The following is a 15,940-nucleotide window of genomic DNA, read 5'->3' on the forward strand; positions in this document are numbered from 1 at the left end:
TGGCGCCTCTTCTTCAACGCCGCGCGGGGTGCTCGCGCAGTTCCTGACAGCTGATGCAGCATTCGCAGCCCGGGGCGGCCTGGCGGCGGGCCTCGGGTATCTGCTCGCCGCAGTCCTCGCACCAGAGGGCGCTGGGCGCCGGGCGAGTGTTCGTCCGCTGGGCCAGGGCGGCCTGGATCATGTTCTCGGCCCGTTCGTTGGCCTGGTCGATCACATCCACAGTCAGTCTCCCTATGCCTGTACTACCGGTGGTACGCCCTTGCTGAGCATGCTGCGCACATTGGCCGCTAGTTCGGTGGGGGCCAGGGCCTTGTCTTGTTTCACAGGCTGCGGGAGCAGCTTCGCAGCCTCGGGGAACAGGTCTTCAACCTGGCGGGAGGTGCGGCAGGCAAGCAAAACGTCCATGGCCTGACTACGAAAAGCGAGGCCTGCTTCAACCACGGACTCCAGTTCTGAGCAGATCAGCAGAGCGAGGCCTTTCAGCTTCAAGTCGGTGATGTCCTCCATGCCATGGAGGCGAGGTACTGCGCCGTTGGGGCAGACGAGGCGTATCTTCCAGTCGCGGTCGTGTCTGGAGTCCAGAAAGCGCTTGACGCCTTCGAATGCCTGGGAAGCGAGCAGGCGTGCGACGAAAGTGTTGCGGAGCTCTTGCTTGTAGTGGCGGGCTACTGCAACGAATTCTTTCGTGACTGGGCTACGGTCCTCCCCACGCTGTTTCTTATAGGTTGGGAAACAGCTCGAAGTGGCAGTGACGGCACCAGCCTGAATCAGGCTTGCCCAAAGCTTTTTTTCGAGCCCGGGAAGGGCTTCGACCTTGGAGCAATGCGCTGTCCAGAACTGCGTATTGAGCGCCTCGAGGTAGCCGGCAATGGCAACCGCATGATGCGCTACGGCCTGGATAGTGAGTTTGTCGACAACCTCCTCACGCATTGCTTGTGTGACAGGGAAGTGCTTTTTCATGGTGTCTCTCCTTCATGGTAATGGCGCCGGGGGAGTTGCCGCTCTCCCGGCACAGGCTCTTGTGTCAACCGAGGCGGTACTTCTTCTCGCCGTCGATCACGTAGAAGTTCACGTCGCTGAGGCGATACACGCCACCGGGCCCCCCGTGCACGACGTAGTCGTCGTAGGGCGCACGGCCGACGCGCACAGCGAACAACTTGTCGGTCTGGTGGGCATGAGGGCTGGATTTCTTCAGCCGTGCATAGAGTTGTTGGCCGACGGGACGGCAGCCCGCAGACCCGTGTGCCGCCTCGAAGCCAAGCCAGGCATTACGGGTTTCCAGCGACAGGAAGCTGTTGCCGTCGTCGCACATAGCCAGGTCATAGCCGCGAGGTTTTGCCCACGCGGCGAAGGCGATCTCCAAGCGCTTCAGTAGCAATTGCTCGGGCGTAACGAATTGGGCCTGCATGGTGTCTCTCCTATCGGGTTGTGGTGCCGGCGTTGCCGCGCCGGCTTGGTGATTCAGAACGGAAGCTGGACGCGACGCCATGCCATGTCCCAAACCTCGCAGTGAGCATTGGTATGGGCCTGATCGGGTAGGTCGTAGAGGCTGTTCAGAGCGTCCAGAAGGGCGAGAATCTGTGCGTGGTTCAAAGCTGTCCGCGCATCCAAGGAGTCGCCCATGTCGTCATGCAGGGCGCTGATGTAGTGCCCGGTCTTGCCCAGGCTGTAGGCCACCAGGTCTTGCCGATGGTATGGGACTGCAAATTGGTTCTCGCAATACGTGCCCAAGGCCTGCAGCGCTGTGCTGCGCTGAGTATTCACGCCGACCTGTTCCTGCTTCAGGTTGACCACGCGAGAGGCGAATGCTGGGGAACCATCAGCCCTGCCGACAATGGCAATCGCGCTTTCATAGGTACTACTGACAGAAACCCCGTCGTGCACACTGAAAGAGCAGTTGTTGAAAAGTGGTTTGAGCATGTCCCAATCGAAATGGGTGGCGGGCTCAAGGACGACTGGCAGGTTGTCCGAATTGAACAAGCGAACCATCAGGGCGGTCTTGGTGTGGGTTTCCGGCGTGACGTTCTGAGCATTTGGCTGACCGGTGAGTCGCCAGAGGGTAGCGATCAAGCTGTCCTGTCCTACTCCCGTGTCTCCGTCAACGAGCAGGAAAGGGTAAGAGCCCTGCAGGTCACGGATGCGCTTGGCGTGCATCGCGCCGAGCCACCAGGCCAGGGCTACCAGCCCCTTCGGGCCGAAACAGGTGTGGAATAGGTCGATCCATTCCGGGGTTTGCTTGTGCATGGTGTCTCTCCTTTGGGGTTGCAGTTCCGGCGTTGCCGCGCCGGTCAGGCTTGGAAAATCCAGCACTTGACGGTGCTGGGTCGGTTGGTGAAAGGGTTCTGGCGGGCGTGTGCCGCCCGCACTGCGCTGTCGACGGCCTTGTATTCGATGAATTTGTGCCGGCGGGACTCTTTCAGCAGGTCGCGCAGGGTTGCCGCGTCGGCCACCTTCTGGCGGTGGTCGGCGGCCAGCTTCACGAACTCGTTGAGGTTGATGGCGATGGTTCCGGGGTTCTTGCTGTGGTTGAGCACTGGCTCTTCGCTGAGGTTTTCGAGGTAGTCGTAGACCTCCCAGAACTCGGCCACCTCGGGCGCGTCGGCGTTGACGGCGTCCTGGCGCTCCAGGGCCATCGTCATCAGGGTCTGCTGAGCGCAGGCGAGCTGGTGCTCGGACAGCGGCACCACCAGGCGCAGTGCGTCGACCAGGGCCATCATCTGCGCGTGGTTGAGAATCAGCCGCTCGATACGAATCTGTTTCAGAGCGCGCAGCGTCGCGCTGTGAACCTTCAGCCGCTCGCGGAAGCACTCCAGCACGCGGGCCTCGGCGCGGATGGCCATCAGCAGGAAGTGGCTGACCTCGAGCACGCCCAGGTGGTTAAGGTTGTCGGCCGCGGCCTGGCTCTCGCGTGTGATTTCCGGGCGAATGAAGTGCAGCTTCACGATACGGGTCATGATCGCTTCGGAGGCCTGCACCGTGGCGTTCTGGCTCATCACCAGGGTGCCGCGGAAGGGGGGCTCGTAGGTCTCGTTGCCGGCGGTCTTCTGGCCGGTCACGCCCAACGCGCGACCGTTGAACAGCGGCTTGAACTCGTCCCAGTCGAAGGACTTGGCGGCGCCGCCGGCGCGGCTGTTGTCGCTGCGGTCGGCCTCGAGCATGACCATGGGCATGTTCGACAGCTGGGTCAGCCAGCGGCGCAGGCCCGCTTTGGTCATTTTCGACGGGTCCTGGCCTTCCTCGTCCGCCCGGCCGAGCAGCTTCCATAGGAAGGTGATCAGCGTGGACTTGCCGGCACCGGCCTCGCCGGTGGCCTCGAGGAACGGAAAGGACTGGAACTCGGCGCGGATCTGCTCCGCGAACAGCGAGCCGAACCAGAACGCCAGCGCCACCAGGCCCTTGGCGCCGAAGCAGGTCCACAGCCAGTCCAGCCACTCCGGGCGGTAGTCCTTGGCGTCGGTGGCGATCTGCAGCTTGATCGAGCGCTGCAGGGTCTTCAGGCGCAGTTTCTGGAACTCGAAGAAGTCTTCGGCGTTGGCCTTCTCGATCACTCCTCCGCGCACCGCCACGTCGCCCAGGACGTAGCAGGCATGCTCCCGGCTGTAGCCCAGATAATCGATGGTGGCCACCGTCTTCAAGCCGGTGAGCTGCAGCTTCATGATCTGGTCGAGCTGCGCACCGCTACCGGTGAATATTGCCCCAGCGGCCACGCCGAGCAGGCGCTTCTTGAACTCGCTGGCCGCCGCGACCTGGGCGCTGGTGAAGGTGTTCTTCACGCTCTCGTCGTCGGGGCGATCGATGCGGAAGTAGTACCAGCTCTCGTCTGTGACCTCGTTGCGCTGGAAGTACAGGGCCTGGGGGAAGCAGTTGGCGATTTCCACGACGCCGCCGGCTTGCTGCAGGGCCTTGTCGCGCATCTGTTTCTGGTTCAGCAATTGGTCGTCGTGGTTGTCGCTGTCCTCGAGGCTCTGCATGGCCTTGTTGAACTTCTCGATATCCAGCTTGAACCAGTAGAGGCGGTTGGCGAAGCGGAAGTGGAATTCACCGCGCTTGCCCCAGTCGTACATCAGCAGGGCCTTCTCGGCGGCACTCTCGGCGATCAGCAGCGCGCCCTCATGACGCGCGGTCTTGAGGTCTTTCTCGATCTGCGCGACGCGCTCGGCCGCGTCATCGATGAACATCCAGCGCTGGTGCAGGTCGTTCCAGTCGAATTTGCGGTTGTTGCGCTGCGGTAGTTGGGCCGCTTCGCAGACGTAGCCCAGGGCACGCGCCTCGGTCACCCACCGCCGGGTGTACCTGTGGGCGCCGGGTTCGTTGTCCAGCGCCCAAATCAGTTTCGGCAGCTTGCCGCCACGGGCTGTCGCGAGTTCGCGCAAAGACTGCTCGGGGAAGGCGTTGGAACTCATGGCCGACACGGCGTCGATGCCGTGGTGCAGCAGCGCGATGGCGTCGAAGATACCTTCGACGATCCACAGCTCCTTCACCTCCTGCAGGTCGACGCTGGGTGGGCACCACCAGACGCCGCGCGGGCTGTCGCCCGGCTTGAAGCGCGCCTTCTTCTTGCCGAAGCGGCTCGGGCGATCGATCAGGCGTTCCCAGTAGCCGCCTTTCTTCAGCGGGAAGCGTACTGTCGCGCTACCGATCTCAAGGTCGCGGTCCCAGTAGTTTTCCTGGCTGTACCAGCCATCGATCAGCGTCAAGTCGAAGCCGCGGGCATGTGCCAGGTACGCCCGGGCCGAGGCGGCGGGTTCCTTGTCGGTGGCCGGCGCTCGCTTGCTCCAGTCGTCGAAGAGCTCCGGGTAGATTTCCTTGATGTGCCAGGTGTCGCCGCACTTGCCGCGCCCGCAGCGGATGAACCAGGGGCTGTCGACCAGGGTGTAGAGCTCCTTTTTGCCGCACGTCGGGCACTCGCCCTTGCGCATGTACTTCGTGCCCTTGATCGGCGTCAGGCCGTACTGATCCTGTAGGCGGCGCAGCACGTCGGCCTTGAGCTCGCGGTCCATTTCCTTCATGCGCGCCCCCGAATCTGCTTGCGCAGTTCGCGGATGGTCCGGCAGATGCCGGCAATGTGTGGGCGGTCCTCGAGGATGCGCTTGCCGCGCAGCCCCTGCGGCGTATAGCGGTAGCGATCGTCGTACCAGCACTCGGCCATGGCGGCTTCGTACTGGCTGACCAGCCAGAGCAGGTACTTCTCAGCCTGGTTCTGGTCGACTTCGACGGTGATTGAAATGTGGCCGCTCATGGCGGAATACCTCGAATTCTGGGCGTAACTTCCCCAAACCCACGGCAGTGGGTAGGGCGTGTCTCAGGGATTACTGGGTGTGCTGGGGGCGCTGTTTGAGCAGGTGCGCGGGCAGATAGCGGGCCGGGATCGGGAAGCGGCAGTGATTGCGGGTGTCGATCAGGTAGACCACCTCGTCGTCTCCCTGGCCCCAGTCGATGCCCAGCCAGATCGGCTCTGGCCCCGCGAAGACTTCATCCCACGCGCGCTGGGCGAGTTGTTCGGCCATGAATTGGGGGACCTCAAGGCCTTTGGCCAGATGGTTGACACAGGCATCGAACAACCGGTCGGAGCCGGAGGAAAGATACTGGTTGGCGTTGGCCTGCAGGTACGCTGCGGCGGCTTGCTGCATGGTGCTGCGGTAGTCGTTGGTGCCGTTCATTGCATGCACTCCACATGATCCAGCAGGTCCAGTTGGTTGGTTGCGGCCGCGAGGTCGCGGCGTGCCAGTTGACGGGTTTTCGAAGGTGCCATGGGGAGCACCAGCAGTGGCCGCTCGAGGCCCGAGGGGCTGAGCTGGTAGTCCCAGCTCAGGGAGCCGGTGAAGGTGGCGCCGCAGAGCGCGTTTGTGCATTGCGCGTACATCGAGCGGAAGCACGGGGTTTGGCCCTCGGAGGAGCGAATCCGCATCCGGCTGTGGCAGCAGGGGCAGACGAGCTTGTAGACGCTCACGCCTTGACCCTCCGGTGCAGGGTGATCACTGCGCCGACCTCGGCGTGCCGTGCGGCCAGGTGTTGGCGGTGGGCGACGATGATTTCGGCGAGTTCGGCCTCGTCGATCTCTCCATCGCGCAGCGCCTCGGCGATGATGCGGTCGACCTCGCCGCGCTTGATGGCGGTGGCGACGCCACGGGCGTACAGGTCGAGGTTGTCCAGCTGAGCCGGATCGGGCATCTGCACGAACATGCCGCCGTACAGGTGGGCGACGTACTCGGGGAAGTGGCTGGTGCCGGTTTCCTGCTCGAGCAAGAGCAACTGGTCGTCGCTGAGCGGCTTGCTGCCGGCGTTCTCGTAGGCGTGGTTGTCGAACTTCTTCAGGTCGAGGCCCAGGCGGGCGGCGGCGCATTCGCGACCGCCGGGGTAGGCGCCGATAATCGCGCTGACCACCTGGCGCCGCGTTTCTAGGAGCGGGCGTTTCATCTTCTGGTGTCCCCCCAGTGCGGTGGCCATTATTGTGCGATCACGCCGTCTTTGATGCCGAGAAGGACAGCCGCGCGATGGGCTTCGCCGCGCAGGCACTTCTTCTGCCGGTTGAGGACGGCGTACACGGTCGAGGGGGTGAGGTTGTTCTTCACCGCCCATTGCCTGGCCGACAGCCCTTGGCTCGCCAGATGCTGGCGCGCTTTCTCGCACGCTTGCTCGGTGGGGTAGGCGTTGTGCATAGTCTCGTTTCGTGTGATTTCGTGTGAATGCAAGGCGATGATGTCCCTGAAAACAGGTAATGTCAACGCTTGAGGTCCAACTTTTATGACCATAGGCGAACGCCTGAAGGAAGAGCGGCAGCGGTTGGGGATGAGCCAAACCGAACTTGCCGAGCAGTGTGGTGTGTCGAAAAACACCCAACTGGCATATGAGAAAGGCGAACGCAGCCCTGACGCGGCCTATCTACTGAGGGCCTCGTTGCTTGGCGCTGATGTGCTTTACGTTATAACTGGGCGTCGCCAGCCTGCAGAGCTTGAGTCACTCAGTCAGGAGGAACTTGATGTGCTGAGGTACATGAAGTCCATGGAGGAAGAAGACCGAATAGCGTACCTACGGGTGGGGCGAGGTATCTCAGAGTCAACTGAGTCGCGTCGTACAAGCAAATAGGACACCTCGCCAGCAGGGAAAAAAATCCCGGGCGACCTACCGTGGATTTCTGCTTCTGGCACGCGGGCCTATGTGAAGAATGGGGTACTCCCGGGCTGCTATCACGGTGACATCGTGTCGCCGGGTGGCCTGTCAAAGGAGTAGACCAATGGATAACCCCATCAACCCCATCGTGCTTACTGCCCTGCTTATCTGCCTTAGCCAGATGAGCGAGCAGGACCAACTGGACCTGCTGCGGTTGGCGTGCGCTCTCAGGGGGCATTGATTGAATGGGCCTTCGGTTGCAGCCGAAGGCCCCACTGTGAAGAGAGGGACGTATGAACTGGCTCAAGGGAACGGCCGCTGCGGTCGGACTGATGGTCTCGTGTGTTGCGGTGGCTGACTCGGCCGCCCAGGTCGAACTGATGGACAACCTGCACCAGAGGATGCTGGATGCGTTGCAGGCCTCGAGTGTTGACCAGGTGACTGAGGTTTTTGGCGATCTGGACCGATACCGCCCTGGTATCCGCAGTAGCGCCAGCGAAACCTGCTTTAAGGCCTATGAGGCATTGGGATGGGTGTTGTCCGATCTGGTGGTACAGGCTGATATGGAAGATCCATTGCCTGAGCTAAAGGGGCACCAGAAGGACTACGAGCAGAAGCGTCTAGCCTGCAAGGCTGGCGCTTGATCTAGCCGAAGATACGTCAGTCGGTGGGCCGAGCGTAGCGATTTTCAGCCGGAAAAGTTCCCACAGGCCGGGATGCATGCGCCGGTCGCCGGCCTCCCATTGCTGCCATGTGCGCAGCTTGCTGTGCACCAGGTCCGCGGCGGCCGTCTGAGATAGTTCTGCCGCTTCGCGGGCAGCGCGGATTTCTGCGGGACTGGGAGTCATTTGACGCGCACCATCTCGGCATCATGTCCCAGCATGTCGATCATGTAGCAAGTGCCTTGCTCATCCTGCATCGAAACACCACGGAATCCTAGAGTCTTCGCGGCCTTGGCGGTGATGGCCTGGATTTCCCACGACAACTCGGCAGCATCCGAGGCGTCGATGTCATCAAGGTTGAAAACGTCGATGCGCTGGGAAATGAGCTCTTCAGCGGTATCTTCGTCACAGCCAGTTAACTGCATCACACGCTCGACCAGGCCGGACAGGTCAGCAGCCCTCTCATGGTAGAAAATCGAGCCCGCCATGATGATGTCGCTCTCGTCTACCTTGATTCTATAAGTGACGTGATCACCAGCAGTCATGACGTACTCGTCGGCGGCGAAGCAAAGGAACTCACCGAAGCGGCCTTGAGTGTTGATGGTGGTGATCTCAACGGGGCTGGTGTGGAAGATTTCCATGTCTATCCTCAGCGGTGCTAACAGAGCAGGGTAGGTCTGCGGCTTTTGTGCTTAAAATACGCTCAATGAGCGTATCGCGCAAGTGCCATTTCCACACGCTTCCCCGACTCCCCGCCTTTAGGCGTTGCTCTCCTGCAACCGCTTCCACTCCCGATCAACGGCCCGCTTCGCGCTGGCCTTGGTGCTGTACAGGTAGCGCAGTCGGCGTGGCGTGCTCTGGTCTCCTGCGGTGATGGTCTTCTCCGTCCCGCTCTTCTCGTCGCGGTAGTAGGCGATGATGCCGGTGTAGTCGCCGCCGGTGTCGTCGGCCAGGTCGCTGACCAGGTCCTCGGGTAACTTGCTTTCCAGCTCCAGGCTGGTGATGTAGCCGCCGTCGGCGCTGAGGCTGTGCTGCACATTGCCGCCGTACCAGATGATCGCGTCTATCTCCGTCTTCACGCCCTGCAGGGTGTATGTCAGTTCCGGGATCAGGTCCGGCCGGCCCCTGGCGAGCACGTAGCTGAGCGTGGCGCTGCCACGCTGCAGGCGGTTCCACTCGGCGCGGGCGGCGCGCAGGGCGCTCTGGCGGTCGCTGTAGGTGTGGCGCAGGTCCTTGAGGTTGTCGCCCTTGGCGCCGGCGATCGCCTCCTGCTTCTTCGCGCTGTTCACGTCATAGAAGTACGCGCGCACGCCGTCGTAGCTGTCTCGATCGGCCTGCAGGTAGCGGTGCTGGTCGCCATCCTGGCGGGTGAGGGTGATGTGCGGCAGCGCCAGACCGCTGGCAGTCTTGCCGCCGCCGGCCGGCAGGCAGAGCAGGCAACCGGCTTTCACGGTGGCCACCGCATCGAAGTCCTCACCCAGGCGGGTCAGCAGGTTGGCGTCGGACTCGTTGGCCTGGTCCAGCTGCAGGATCGGCAGGCCCGCCAGCGCCGGCGCGAGCACCGGCTTCAGGTTGTTGCCGAGGGCGATGTCGGTGAGCACGTCGCCCAGCGTCTTCGGGTTGCTCCAGCTGCGCTCGCGCTTGACCTTCAGGCCCTTGCGCAGGTCCGCCGAGCGGGCACGGATGCTGAGCACGTCCGGCGCGCCGCTGTGCTCGGTTTCGTCGACCGTGTAGGTGCCCTTGTCGACCAGTCCGCTGTCACTCCAGCCCAGCCAGAGGTGCAGCACGGCGCCGCGCGGGGGGATCGCGAGCAGCCCGTCATGATCGCTGAGTGTCACGCTCAACTGATCGGCCTCGAGGCCGCGATTGTCGGTCAGGTCCAGGGCGATCAGTCGTGGGCTGATGAGCTGGGCGATGTCGTTGCCGTCGACCGTGAGCCGGAACACCGGCACCGGGTAGCCGGCGTCGCGCTGCAGCTGGTCGACGGCGCTGGTCAGGTAGCCCGTCACGCGGGCGAGGGCGGCATCGATCACAGGATGCGTCTCAGCAGGTTGCCAGCGGTACCGAGGACCGAGCCGAGCAGATCGGTGCGGCCATCATCGATGCGCTTGAGCTCGAGGGAGAACTCGATCCGCCGCGGGGTACCGTCGGCGAAGAAGAGCGTTCGCGTCTCGGTGACACGCTCGATCACCCACAGGCCGTAGATGCGTCCGGTGCCCTCGACCATGGGCCAGGCCGACCCGGTGTCAGCCATCTGCCGCAGCACGTCCAGGCTCAACGCGCTGCCGGCCAGCTCCGGCAGCAGCACGCCGGGCAGGGTGATCGCGTCGTCGCCGCGACCGACGAACTGGCGCGCCGGCTGGGCGCCGATGCGGCTGCTGCTGGCGTGTCGCCACTCGGTCTGCCGCTGGAACTCTTGGTAGGCCAGCGTGTGCAGGCTGAAGACGAACATCCCGAGGGACAGCATCATAGTGGTTACTCCCGGTCCTGCAGGCGGGCGCGTAGGCGCGCCGCCTTGTTGCGTTCGCGCTCGTCCAGCAGTTGGCTGAGCGTGCGTTTCAGGTCTGCGGTGTCGCTACCCGCGCCGGCCTGGATGGTGATGTAGTAGGTGTCGCCGCCGATGTTGACTGCCGCTGGCGCCGAGCTGACCGGGGGACGGTTGTCGATTGTGATGGCCTGCGCCGGGGCGCTGGCGCCGAGCACCAGGGCACCGATGGCGCCGGCGCTCTTGCCCAGGTCGCCCAGCATGGTCAGCAGCGGCTGGTCGAGCATCGGCGAGCGTTGGCGCTGGGCCGCGACCAGTTCGGTCACCACTGCCGGCGGGGTGATCGTAGAGCGGGTGCCTCGGGTCAGCTCACTGTCCAGGCCGGCGACAGCCTGGCGGCCTGCGTTGACCAGGCCTTGGCCGAGACGTGCAATCACGCCCAGCGGGCCGGCCTGGCCGGCGCCGAGGCCCTGGGCCAGGCCGACCATAGTGAACCCGCCCAGGTCGGCGAACACCCGCGACGGCGAATGGATGCCGAGCTTGTCCTTGAACCAGTCGATCGCGGCGCCGCCGACGCGCTGGACCGCGCGCTTGATCTGCCCGATGCCGGCGAGCAGGCCGTTAACCAGGCCCTGGACGATCATGTTGCCGAAATCGGTAAAGCGTGCCGGTAGATCGATGCCCAGGTAGCCCAGGACGCCGGAGAACGCACGGTAGATCAGACCGAGGGGGCTGAAATTCATCAGGGTTGAAAGAATGCCCCCGATACCGCCGTCGAAACCTGCCTTGATCTCTTCCCACAGTCCCAGCAGGTACGCCTTGACGGCGTCCCAGTTGCGATAGATCAGGTACGCGGCGCCGGCCAGCACCGCCACGACGGCGGCAATTGCCAGGACCACCGGGTTGGCGGCCAGGCCCCACAGCGCGATGCTCACGACGCGCAGTCCGCTCACCAGCGGGCCGATCAACAGACCGGCCAGCATGCGGATCGGTGCGAACAGCAGTTTCAGCAAGCCGATCAGACCGGGCAGGCGAATGCCGATGGTGCCGAGCATGAAGCGGACCGCGATCATCGGGCCGAGGATGCCGGCGAGGGTGATGGCCAGGCTGCCGACGGTGGCCATCAGCGCCGAGAACGCGGCGACGGTGATGACGATGCCCTTGCTGACCTGCGGGTTGGCCTTCAGGAACTCGCCGACGTTGTGCAGCAGGTGACTGAGGTCGGCGGCGAGCTCGCGCAGCCAGGGGCTGTTCTTGTCGAACAGCTCGACCGAAATGTTTTCCAGGGCCGCATGCAGCATGGTCATGTCGCCCTTGAGGTTGTCCAGCTGGGTAGCGGCCACCCTCGCGGCCTCGCCCTCGGAGTTGTTCAGGCTTTCGCGCATGGTCTGGAACTGGCCGCCCTCGACGGCGCGCATCAGGGTGCCGAAGCTGGTCACCGCGTACTGCCCGGCGATGTCCTTGAAGATCGCGCCGCGCTGCACGTTGCCCATGCCGGCGGTCTTCTTGTTGATGTCCTTCAGGATGTCCAGCATATCGCGCATGTTGCCGTTGGCGTCCTTGGTCTGGACGCCCAGCTTGGCTACCGCCTTGGACGTGCCCAGGCGGGTCAGAACAGAGCGCATCGAGGTGCCGGCCATGCTGCCCTGGACGCCGGCGTTGCCGAGCAGAGCCGTGGCGGTGGTGACTGTCTCCAGGCTCTGGCCGTACTCGCGGCCGACGCCGGCGGAGTACTTCAGCGAGTCGCCGAGCATGCGGATGTCGACGTTGTTCCGGGTGAACGCCGCAGTCAGTACGTCGGCCACCTGGTCCATCTTCTCGGCTGGAATACCCATCGCCGTCTGGATGTTCGAGGCGATGTCAGCAGTGTCGCCGAGGTCCATGTCGCCCGCGGCGGCCAGGTTGAGCATGCCGGGCATTGCGCCGAGGATCTGCTTCGCGTTGTAGCCGGTGCGGCCCAGGAAGTACTGGCCCTGGGCGACTTCCTTGTCGGTGAACTTGCTGGACAGCGGCAGGGTTCGGGCCTGTTGCCGCAGCGCTTGCATCTGCGGATCGTCCTTGCGCTCGATGCGGGTCACCGCTTGGGTGGCCGACATCGTTGCGTCGAACTCGTAACCCACGCCGAGCATCTGCCGCAGCTTGTCGCCGGTGTACATGCCCGTCGCGCGCGCCGCCATGCCGGTGCCGGCCAGCGCGGCAGCGCTCTGGATGCCACGGCTGTAGGTGTTGCGGGCGTGGGTTAGGCGCTCCTGCTGTTGGCTGAGGTTGCGTAAGCGCTGCGCCTGGCTGCTGATGGCGCCATTGGCCGCCTGGATCTGCGCGCGCAGGTCGCGCTCATGCTGGCCGAGGTTGCGGGTGCTGATGCCGGCGTTGCCGAGGCGCGTGCGCAGTTGCTGCAGGGCTTGGCTCTGCTGCAGGTGCTGCTGCTTGAGGAAACCAGCTTCACGGATGGCCCGGTTGTAGTCGCGGGTGAGCGCACGGGTGGGGTTGCCGGCGGCGGCCATCTGCTGGGCCAGCGCTTTCACCCGGGCCTGTTGCGCGGCCAGCGCGGTGCTGACCTGCTCCAGGGCGCCGCGCTGGGTACGGAATGCGCGCACGTCGCTCTGCTGAGCGTTGAGCTGTTTCAGGCGCTCGCGAGTTGCCTTGAGCGCCCGGGCCGTCGCGTCGCTGCCTTGCATGATGCGACGCAGGGGGGCGGTGGCTCTGTCGATCGCGCTGAGCAGCACGCGCAGCTGCAGGTCATTCGCCATCGGCGGAACTCCGTACCCGGGCGCGTTCGCGCCATTCCATCAATTCGGTGAGCGAGAGCCGGTCCATATGGTCCGGCGCCCAGTGAAACGTCACGGCCAGGTCGGCCATGGCGTTTTCTACGCGATCAGGGAGGCTGCCGCCAGCGCCCGCTTCTGCAGCAAAAAACCGGCGATCACCTGGCCGCAGGCAAGCAGGTCGGCCGGGTCCATGCCGGCGGCCTCGGGCTCGGTGATGGTCGGCTGGCTGATGCGCGGCAGGATTTTGATGGTCGCGGCCACATCGAACTGCAGCAGGTCGAGCAGGTGCAGGCCGCGCAGTTCGCCAGAGGAGGGCTTGCGCAGAGTGAGGGTGTTGATGATTTGCTCCCCGCGCTTGATGTGCTGGTCGAGGACTACGAAGTTGTCGGTGGTGGTCTGGTCTTCGGCCGGCGTTGCGGTGTTTTTTTCGTTTTTCATGGGTTCGGTATCCAAGGGGGAAAGAAACCGCCGGCCGGGCCGGCGGGAAGGGATTACAGGCCGATGGCCTTGCGCTGTGCCTCGAGCAGGTCCTTGCCGTTGACCTTCTCGACGAAGTTCAGCAGGTCGATCTCGATGACTTCCTCGCCGTTGACGACGAGCTTGTAGTAGCTGCAGGTGGTGGTGATCTTGTGCTCGGTGTCTTCGCCGGGCTGGGCGTCACCCATTTCGATGGTCTCGTGCCGGCCGCGAACGACGATTTCGACGGGCGTGACTTCGCCGGTATCGTCTTGCTGGAATGAGCCGGCGAAGCGCAGCATGACGCCGCTGGCACTGACTGCGCCGTACTGCTTGAGGGCTGTCAGATCCAGGCCGCCGAGGGTCCACTCGAACTGGATGCCGTCATCGTCGATGCCTAGGTCGGCCTTGACCGGGCCGTTCATGCCGCCCCCGCGGAAGGGCTCCATCTTGCGGGCCAGCGGGGGCAGGGTGCAGGACTTCACGACGCCCTGGTAGCTACCGCCGTCGTTGAAGAGGTTCATGTTCTTGAGCTTGCGCGGCATGGCCATGGTAGGGCTCTCCGGGAATCAGGTGGGTCGGCTCCCCGTCCGGGGAGCGCTGGGTGTCAGGCGTTGACGCGGCTGGCGAAGTCGACGAGGTAGCTGTCGGTGATCTTCTGGAAGAAGGTCAGGTCCTCGAGCGGCGGCACCGGGGTGTAGTCGTAGGTGATGCGCAGCTTGCCGGCCTTGAGCGTGTCCTTGTCGTTCACGTTGGGGTCGTACCAGGCTTGGGCGTCGATGATCAGGCCGAGTCCCTTGAGCTCGCGGAACTTGGCGTTCACGCCCTCGAGGATGTCGCGCACAAGCGACGGGTGCATGGGCTTGTCGACCGCCCACATGTGCGCCTCGGCGATGGTGTCGGCCAGCACCTGGGCGGTGCGGGTGTAGTTCTCGAAGGCGAACAGCGGATCATCGCTGCAGGTGCGCGAGCCCCAGAAACGGAATCCGCCTTCCTGCACCAGGGTGGTGACCTCGTTCTCGTTGAGGTAGTTGGCGTCGGTGCTGGGGCTCTGCAGGTCCCAGAACACGTCGGCGCTGATGCCGGTCACGCCGTTGACGGCGACGTTCGACAGGGTCTTGTGCCAACCGACCTCCTGATCGATCCGGGCGCGCAAGCCCAGTGCCTGGGCAACAGCTGGCGCAGGCACGGTCTGGTTGACCACGGTGCTCCACGTCAGGAAGTCCGGCCAGATCACCATGGCTTCGCGCGCGGCGAAGTTCTCGCGGTAGGCGGTGGCCTCTTCCTTAGTCTTGCAGCCGTTGGCGGAGACGTAGGCGAAGCCGCGCAACTGCTGGGCGATGGCGATGAGTGCGGTAGCGACCGGCTGGGTGTCCAGACCCGGCGCGCCGAGGATGCGCGGTACCACGCCCAAGCGGGCCTTGGCAGCGAGCAGGGCCTTCATGCCGGTGTACTTGCCTTCGGCGCTGACGCCGCCGATGACGGCGCTGTTGGTCGTTGCTTCATCTTCGCCCGGCTTCACCCGCACCACCACAGTGGCGGCGTTGGCCTGGTCGGCGATTGCTTGCAGGCTTGCGGCCAGCGTGCCGCTGGTGCCCGCCTTGCCGATGGCGGCCTGAACGTTGGTGATGAGTACCGGCGTATCGAGCGGGAAGGCGGTGGCGTCGGCGTCTTCGGCGGTGGCTACCAGGCCGATGATCGCGGTGGCGATGGTGCGAATGGGGCGGGTCCCGTCATTGATCTCTTGGACCCGGACACCGTGATGGTATTGGTCAGCGGCCATGGGGTGTGCCTGTGCAGTGGTTGGATGACACTGCACAGGCTGCCGCGCGCGCGGCGAAGGGGCGAGGCGTGGGCCTTGTACGGTTGGCCGCTACAAGGTTTGGATCATGCGGGGGAGACAGGCCATTCGACCAGGGAGGGGTAGCCCGCTTGCTGATCTACCCGGTTCAGCGCGATCCGGTATTGCTTCCAGGCCTTGAGCTCTGCCACTTCTGCCTGGGTCGCTTCGTCGAGGTCAATGGCATCCTGCAGCGGTGCAATGCGCAGCGTGGCCTCCTGCAGGAGCGTATCGCGCCGTTTCTCTACATCCGCCACCTGGGCGCTCCGCTCTGCCTGTTCGTCCAGTTCCCAGCTCCTACCACTCCAACGATAAAACGGGCCTGGGGGGGCGGTGCTGGTGTAGCCGTCAGGAATCGGTCCCAGCTCAACCAGCTCGGCCCGTTCGCCGTTACTTGTCGCGTAAATCGGGCCGCGATGATCTTCGACCAGTTCCCAGCCGTCGTTGCCCGCAGCACGCCGTGCGACCTGTCCGTCGCCAGACTCTGGCGGCGCGTCGAGATAGGCGTGTGCCGGGATGAGCCAGTTGCCAGGCTCGCGCGGGTCGGGCTCGGCATGGCCCGTGCCCAGGAACTCTCCCGTCTGCCTGTCGGCGTGGTAGACCGTCAGTTGCTCCATTT

The 15,940-nt window shown here is 64.1% G+C and carries 22 protein-coding genes; 2 read left to right on the forward strand and 20 right to left on the reverse strand.

Annotation, left to right across the window (positions count from 1 at the left end; translation table 11 throughout):
- Positions 1-13: 13 nt before the first annotated feature.
- From ACTJJX_RS18425 to ACTJJX_RS18470, 10 genes are all read right to left on the reverse strand, one after another.
- Positions 14-220 carry a TraR/DksA family transcriptional regulator gene (locus ACTJJX_RS18425; RefSeq protein ID WP_023093091.1) on the reverse strand — a complete coding sequence of 69 codons (207 nt, stop codon included), beginning with the start codon at positions 218-220 and terminating at the stop codon, positions 14-16.
- A gap of 11 nt (positions 221-231) precedes the next feature.
- Positions 232-960: a hypothetical protein gene (locus ACTJJX_RS18430; protein WP_023093090.1), complete on the reverse strand. Its 729-nt coding sequence runs from the start codon at positions 958-960 to the stop codon at positions 232-234.
- Positions 961-1,024: 64 nt separating this feature from the next.
- Positions 1,025-1,408, reverse strand: a complete 384-nt coding sequence (locus ACTJJX_RS18435; protein WP_023093089.1) for a hypothetical protein — start codon at positions 1,406-1,408, stop codon at positions 1,025-1,027.
- A gap of 53 nt (positions 1,409-1,461) precedes the next feature.
- The gene (locus tag ACTJJX_RS18440) at positions 1,462-2,244 is read right to left on the reverse strand and encodes a hypothetical protein (RefSeq protein ID WP_033943434.1); all 783 of its coding nucleotides are present in this window, start codon (positions 2,242-2,244) and stop codon (positions 1,462-1,464) included.
- A 44-nt stretch (positions 2,245-2,288) separates the two neighbouring features.
- Positions 2,289-5,009, reverse strand: a complete 2,721-nt coding sequence (locus ACTJJX_RS18445; protein ID WP_033943435.1) for a toprim domain-containing protein — start codon at positions 5,007-5,009, stop codon at positions 2,289-2,291.
- Positions 5,006-5,239: a hypothetical protein gene (locus tag ACTJJX_RS18450; RefSeq protein ID WP_003098410.1), complete on the reverse strand. Its 234-nt coding sequence runs from the start codon at positions 5,237-5,239 to the stop codon at positions 5,006-5,008. The genes ACTJJX_RS18445 and ACTJJX_RS18450 overlap by 4 nt, the downstream gene beginning before the upstream one ends.
- A gap of 70 nt (positions 5,240-5,309) precedes the next feature.
- On the reverse strand, positions 5,310-5,660 hold the full coding sequence (locus ACTJJX_RS18455) for a hypothetical protein (RefSeq protein ID WP_022580410.1): 351 nt from the start codon (positions 5,658-5,660) through the stop codon (positions 5,310-5,312).
- Positions 5,657-5,950: an ogr/Delta-like zinc finger family protein gene (locus tag ACTJJX_RS18460; RefSeq protein ID WP_003098408.1), complete on the reverse strand. Its 294-nt coding sequence runs from the start codon at positions 5,948-5,950 to the stop codon at positions 5,657-5,659. The genes ACTJJX_RS18455 and ACTJJX_RS18460 overlap by 4 nt, the downstream gene beginning before the upstream one ends.
- On the reverse strand, positions 5,947-6,417 hold the full coding sequence (locus ACTJJX_RS18465; RefSeq protein WP_031275681.1) for a YmfL family putative regulatory protein: 471 nt from the start codon (positions 6,415-6,417) through the stop codon (positions 5,947-5,949). The genes ACTJJX_RS18460 and ACTJJX_RS18465 overlap by 4 nt, the downstream gene beginning before the upstream one ends.
- Before the next feature lie 29 nt (positions 6,418-6,446).
- Positions 6,447-6,659 (reverse strand): DNA-binding protein, encoded by a 213-nt coding sequence (locus ACTJJX_RS18470; RefSeq protein WP_023876135.1) that lies wholly within the window; start codon positions 6,657-6,659, stop codon positions 6,447-6,449.
- Between the two features lie 85 nt (positions 6,660-6,744).
- Here ACTJJX_RS18470 and ACTJJX_RS18475 point away from each other — a divergent pair, with 85 nt between their 5' ends.
- Both ACTJJX_RS18475 and ACTJJX_RS18480 read left to right on the forward strand, forming a co-directional pair.
- Complete coding sequence (locus ACTJJX_RS18475) at positions 6,745-7,086, forward strand: helix-turn-helix domain-containing protein (RefSeq protein WP_031633864.1); 342 nt, start codon at positions 6,745-6,747, stop codon at positions 7,084-7,086.
- A 317-nt stretch (positions 7,087-7,403) separates the two neighbouring features.
- Entirely contained in the window at positions 7,404-7,754 is a 351-nt protein-coding gene (locus tag ACTJJX_RS18480; RefSeq protein ID WP_033936090.1) for a hypothetical protein, read from the forward strand.
- Here ACTJJX_RS18480 and ACTJJX_RS18485 read toward each other — a convergent pair.
- From ACTJJX_RS18485 to ACTJJX_RS18530, 10 genes are all read right to left on the reverse strand, one after another.
- Complete coding sequence (locus ACTJJX_RS18485; protein ID WP_071557704.1) at positions 7,731-7,958, reverse strand: helix-turn-helix domain-containing protein; 228 nt, start codon at positions 7,956-7,958, stop codon at positions 7,731-7,733. The two genes, ACTJJX_RS18480 and ACTJJX_RS18485, sit on opposite strands and share 24 nt — an antisense overlap.
- Positions 7,955-8,413 (reverse strand): hypothetical protein, encoded by a 459-nt coding sequence (locus tag ACTJJX_RS18490; protein WP_033943436.1) that lies wholly within the window; start codon positions 8,411-8,413, stop codon positions 7,955-7,957. Before ACTJJX_RS18490 ends, ACTJJX_RS18485 begins: the two co-directional genes overlap by 4 nt.
- Before the next feature lie 117 nt (positions 8,414-8,530).
- A complete protein-coding gene (locus ACTJJX_RS18495) occupies positions 8,531-9,805 on the reverse strand; it encodes a phage late control D family protein (protein WP_033943437.1) in 1,275 nt (424 codons plus the stop codon).
- Positions 9,802-10,242, reverse strand: coding sequence for a phage tail protein (locus tag ACTJJX_RS18500; protein WP_015967206.1), 441 nt, complete (start codon positions 10,240-10,242; stop codon positions 9,802-9,804). The genes ACTJJX_RS18495 and ACTJJX_RS18500 overlap by 4 nt, the downstream gene beginning before the upstream one ends.
- A 5-nt stretch (positions 10,243-10,247) precedes the next feature.
- Positions 10,248-13,007: a phage tail tape measure protein gene (locus tag ACTJJX_RS18505; RefSeq protein ID WP_033943438.1), complete on the reverse strand. Its 2,760-nt coding sequence runs from the start codon at positions 13,005-13,007 to the stop codon at positions 10,248-10,250.
- On the reverse strand, positions 12,997-13,116 hold the full coding sequence (locus tag ACTJJX_RS18510) for a GpE family phage tail protein (RefSeq protein ID WP_003098394.1): 120 nt from the start codon (positions 13,114-13,116) through the stop codon (positions 12,997-12,999). Before ACTJJX_RS18510 ends, ACTJJX_RS18505 begins: the two co-directional genes overlap by 11 nt.
- 8 nt (positions 13,117-13,124) lie before the next feature.
- On the reverse strand, positions 13,125-13,463 hold the full coding sequence (locus ACTJJX_RS18515) for a phage tail assembly protein (protein WP_033943440.1): 339 nt from the start codon (positions 13,461-13,463) through the stop codon (positions 13,125-13,127).
- 53 nt (positions 13,464-13,516) lie between these two features.
- Positions 13,517-14,032, reverse strand: a complete 516-nt coding sequence (locus ACTJJX_RS18520) for a phage major tail tube protein (protein WP_033943441.1) — start codon at positions 14,030-14,032, stop codon at positions 13,517-13,519.
- Positions 14,033-14,088: 56 nt separating this feature from the next.
- Positions 14,089-15,264, reverse strand: a complete 1,176-nt coding sequence (locus ACTJJX_RS18525) for a phage tail sheath protein (protein WP_033942396.1) — start codon at positions 15,262-15,264, stop codon at positions 14,089-14,091.
- A 104-nt stretch (positions 15,265-15,368) separates the two neighbouring features.
- Positions 15,369-15,938, reverse strand: coding sequence for a tail fiber assembly protein (locus ACTJJX_RS18530; protein WP_023093075.1), 570 nt, complete (start codon positions 15,936-15,938; stop codon positions 15,369-15,371).
- Positions 15,939-15,940: the final 2 nt, after the last annotated feature.

Source organism: Pseudomonas sp. 22490, from assembly GCF_052044465.1.
Lineage (GTDB): Bacteria > Pseudomonadota > Gammaproteobacteria > Pseudomonadales > Pseudomonadaceae > Pseudomonas > Pseudomonas aeruginosa.

Coding starts and splice junctions, on each gene's coding strand:
- ACTJJX_RS18430 (WP_023093090.1), bottom strand. CDS start 960: ATGAAAAAGCACTTCCCTGTCACACAAGCAATGCGTGAGGAGGTTGTC.
- ACTJJX_RS18435 (WP_023093089.1), bottom strand. CDS start 1,408: ATGCAGGCCCAATTCGTTACGCCCGAGCAATTGCTACTGAAGCGCTTG.
- ACTJJX_RS18440 (WP_033943434.1), bottom strand. CDS start 2,244: ATGCACAAGCAAACCCCGGAATGGATCGACCTATTCCACACCTGTTTC.
- ACTJJX_RS18445 (WP_033943435.1), bottom strand. CDS start 5,009: ATGAAGGAAATGGACCGCGAGCTCAAGGCCGACGTGCTGCGCCGCCTA.
- ACTJJX_RS18450 (WP_003098410.1), bottom strand. CDS start 5,239: ATGAGCGGCCACATTTCAATCACCGTCGAAGTCGACCAGAACCAGGCT.
- ACTJJX_RS18455 (WP_022580410.1), bottom strand. CDS start 5,660: ATGAACGGCACCAACGACTACCGCAGCACCATGCAGCAAGCCGCCGCA.
- ACTJJX_RS18465 (WP_031275681.1), bottom strand. CDS start 6,417: ATGAAACGCCCGCTCCTAGAAACGCGGCGCCAGGTGGTCAGCGCGATT.
- ACTJJX_RS18470 (WP_023876135.1), bottom strand. CDS start 6,659: ATGCACAACGCCTACCCCACCGAGCAAGCGTGCGAGAAAGCGCGCCAG.
- ACTJJX_RS18475 (WP_031633864.1), top strand. CDS start 6,745: ATGACCATAGGCGAACGCCTGAAGGAAGAGCGGCAGCGGTTGGGGATG.
- ACTJJX_RS18480 (WP_033936090.1), top strand. CDS start 7,404: ATGAACTGGCTCAAGGGAACGGCCGCTGCGGTCGGACTGATGGTCTCG.
- ACTJJX_RS18485 (WP_071557704.1), bottom strand. CDS start 7,958: ATGACTCCCAGTCCCGCAGAAATCCGCGCTGCCCGCGAAGCGGCAGAA.
- ACTJJX_RS18490 (WP_033943436.1), bottom strand. CDS start 8,413: ATGGAAATCTTCCACACCAGCCCCGTTGAGATCACCACCATCAACACT.
- ACTJJX_RS18500 (WP_015967206.1), bottom strand. CDS start 10,242: ATGATGCTGTCCCTCGGGATGTTCGTCTTCAGCCTGCACACGCTGGCC.
- ACTJJX_RS18505 (WP_033943438.1), bottom strand. CDS start 13,007: ATGGCGAATGACCTGCAGCTGCGCGTGCTGCTCAGCGCGATCGACAGA.
- ACTJJX_RS18510 (WP_003098394.1), bottom strand. CDS start 13,116: ATGGCCGACCTGGCCGTGACGTTTCACTGGGCGCCGGACCATATGGAC.
- ACTJJX_RS18515 (WP_033943440.1), bottom strand. CDS start 13,463: ATGAAAAACGAAAAAAACACCGCAACGCCGGCCGAAGACCAGACCACC.
- ACTJJX_RS18520 (WP_033943441.1), bottom strand. CDS start 14,032: ATGGCCATGCCGCGCAAGCTCAAGAACATGAACCTCTTCAACGACGGC.
- ACTJJX_RS18525 (WP_033942396.1), bottom strand. CDS start 15,264: ATGGCCGCTGACCAATACCATCACGGTGTCCGGGTCCAAGAGATCAAT.
- ACTJJX_RS18530 (WP_023093075.1), bottom strand. CDS start 15,938: ATGGAGCAACTGACGGTCTACCACGCCGACAGGCAGACGGGAGAGTTC.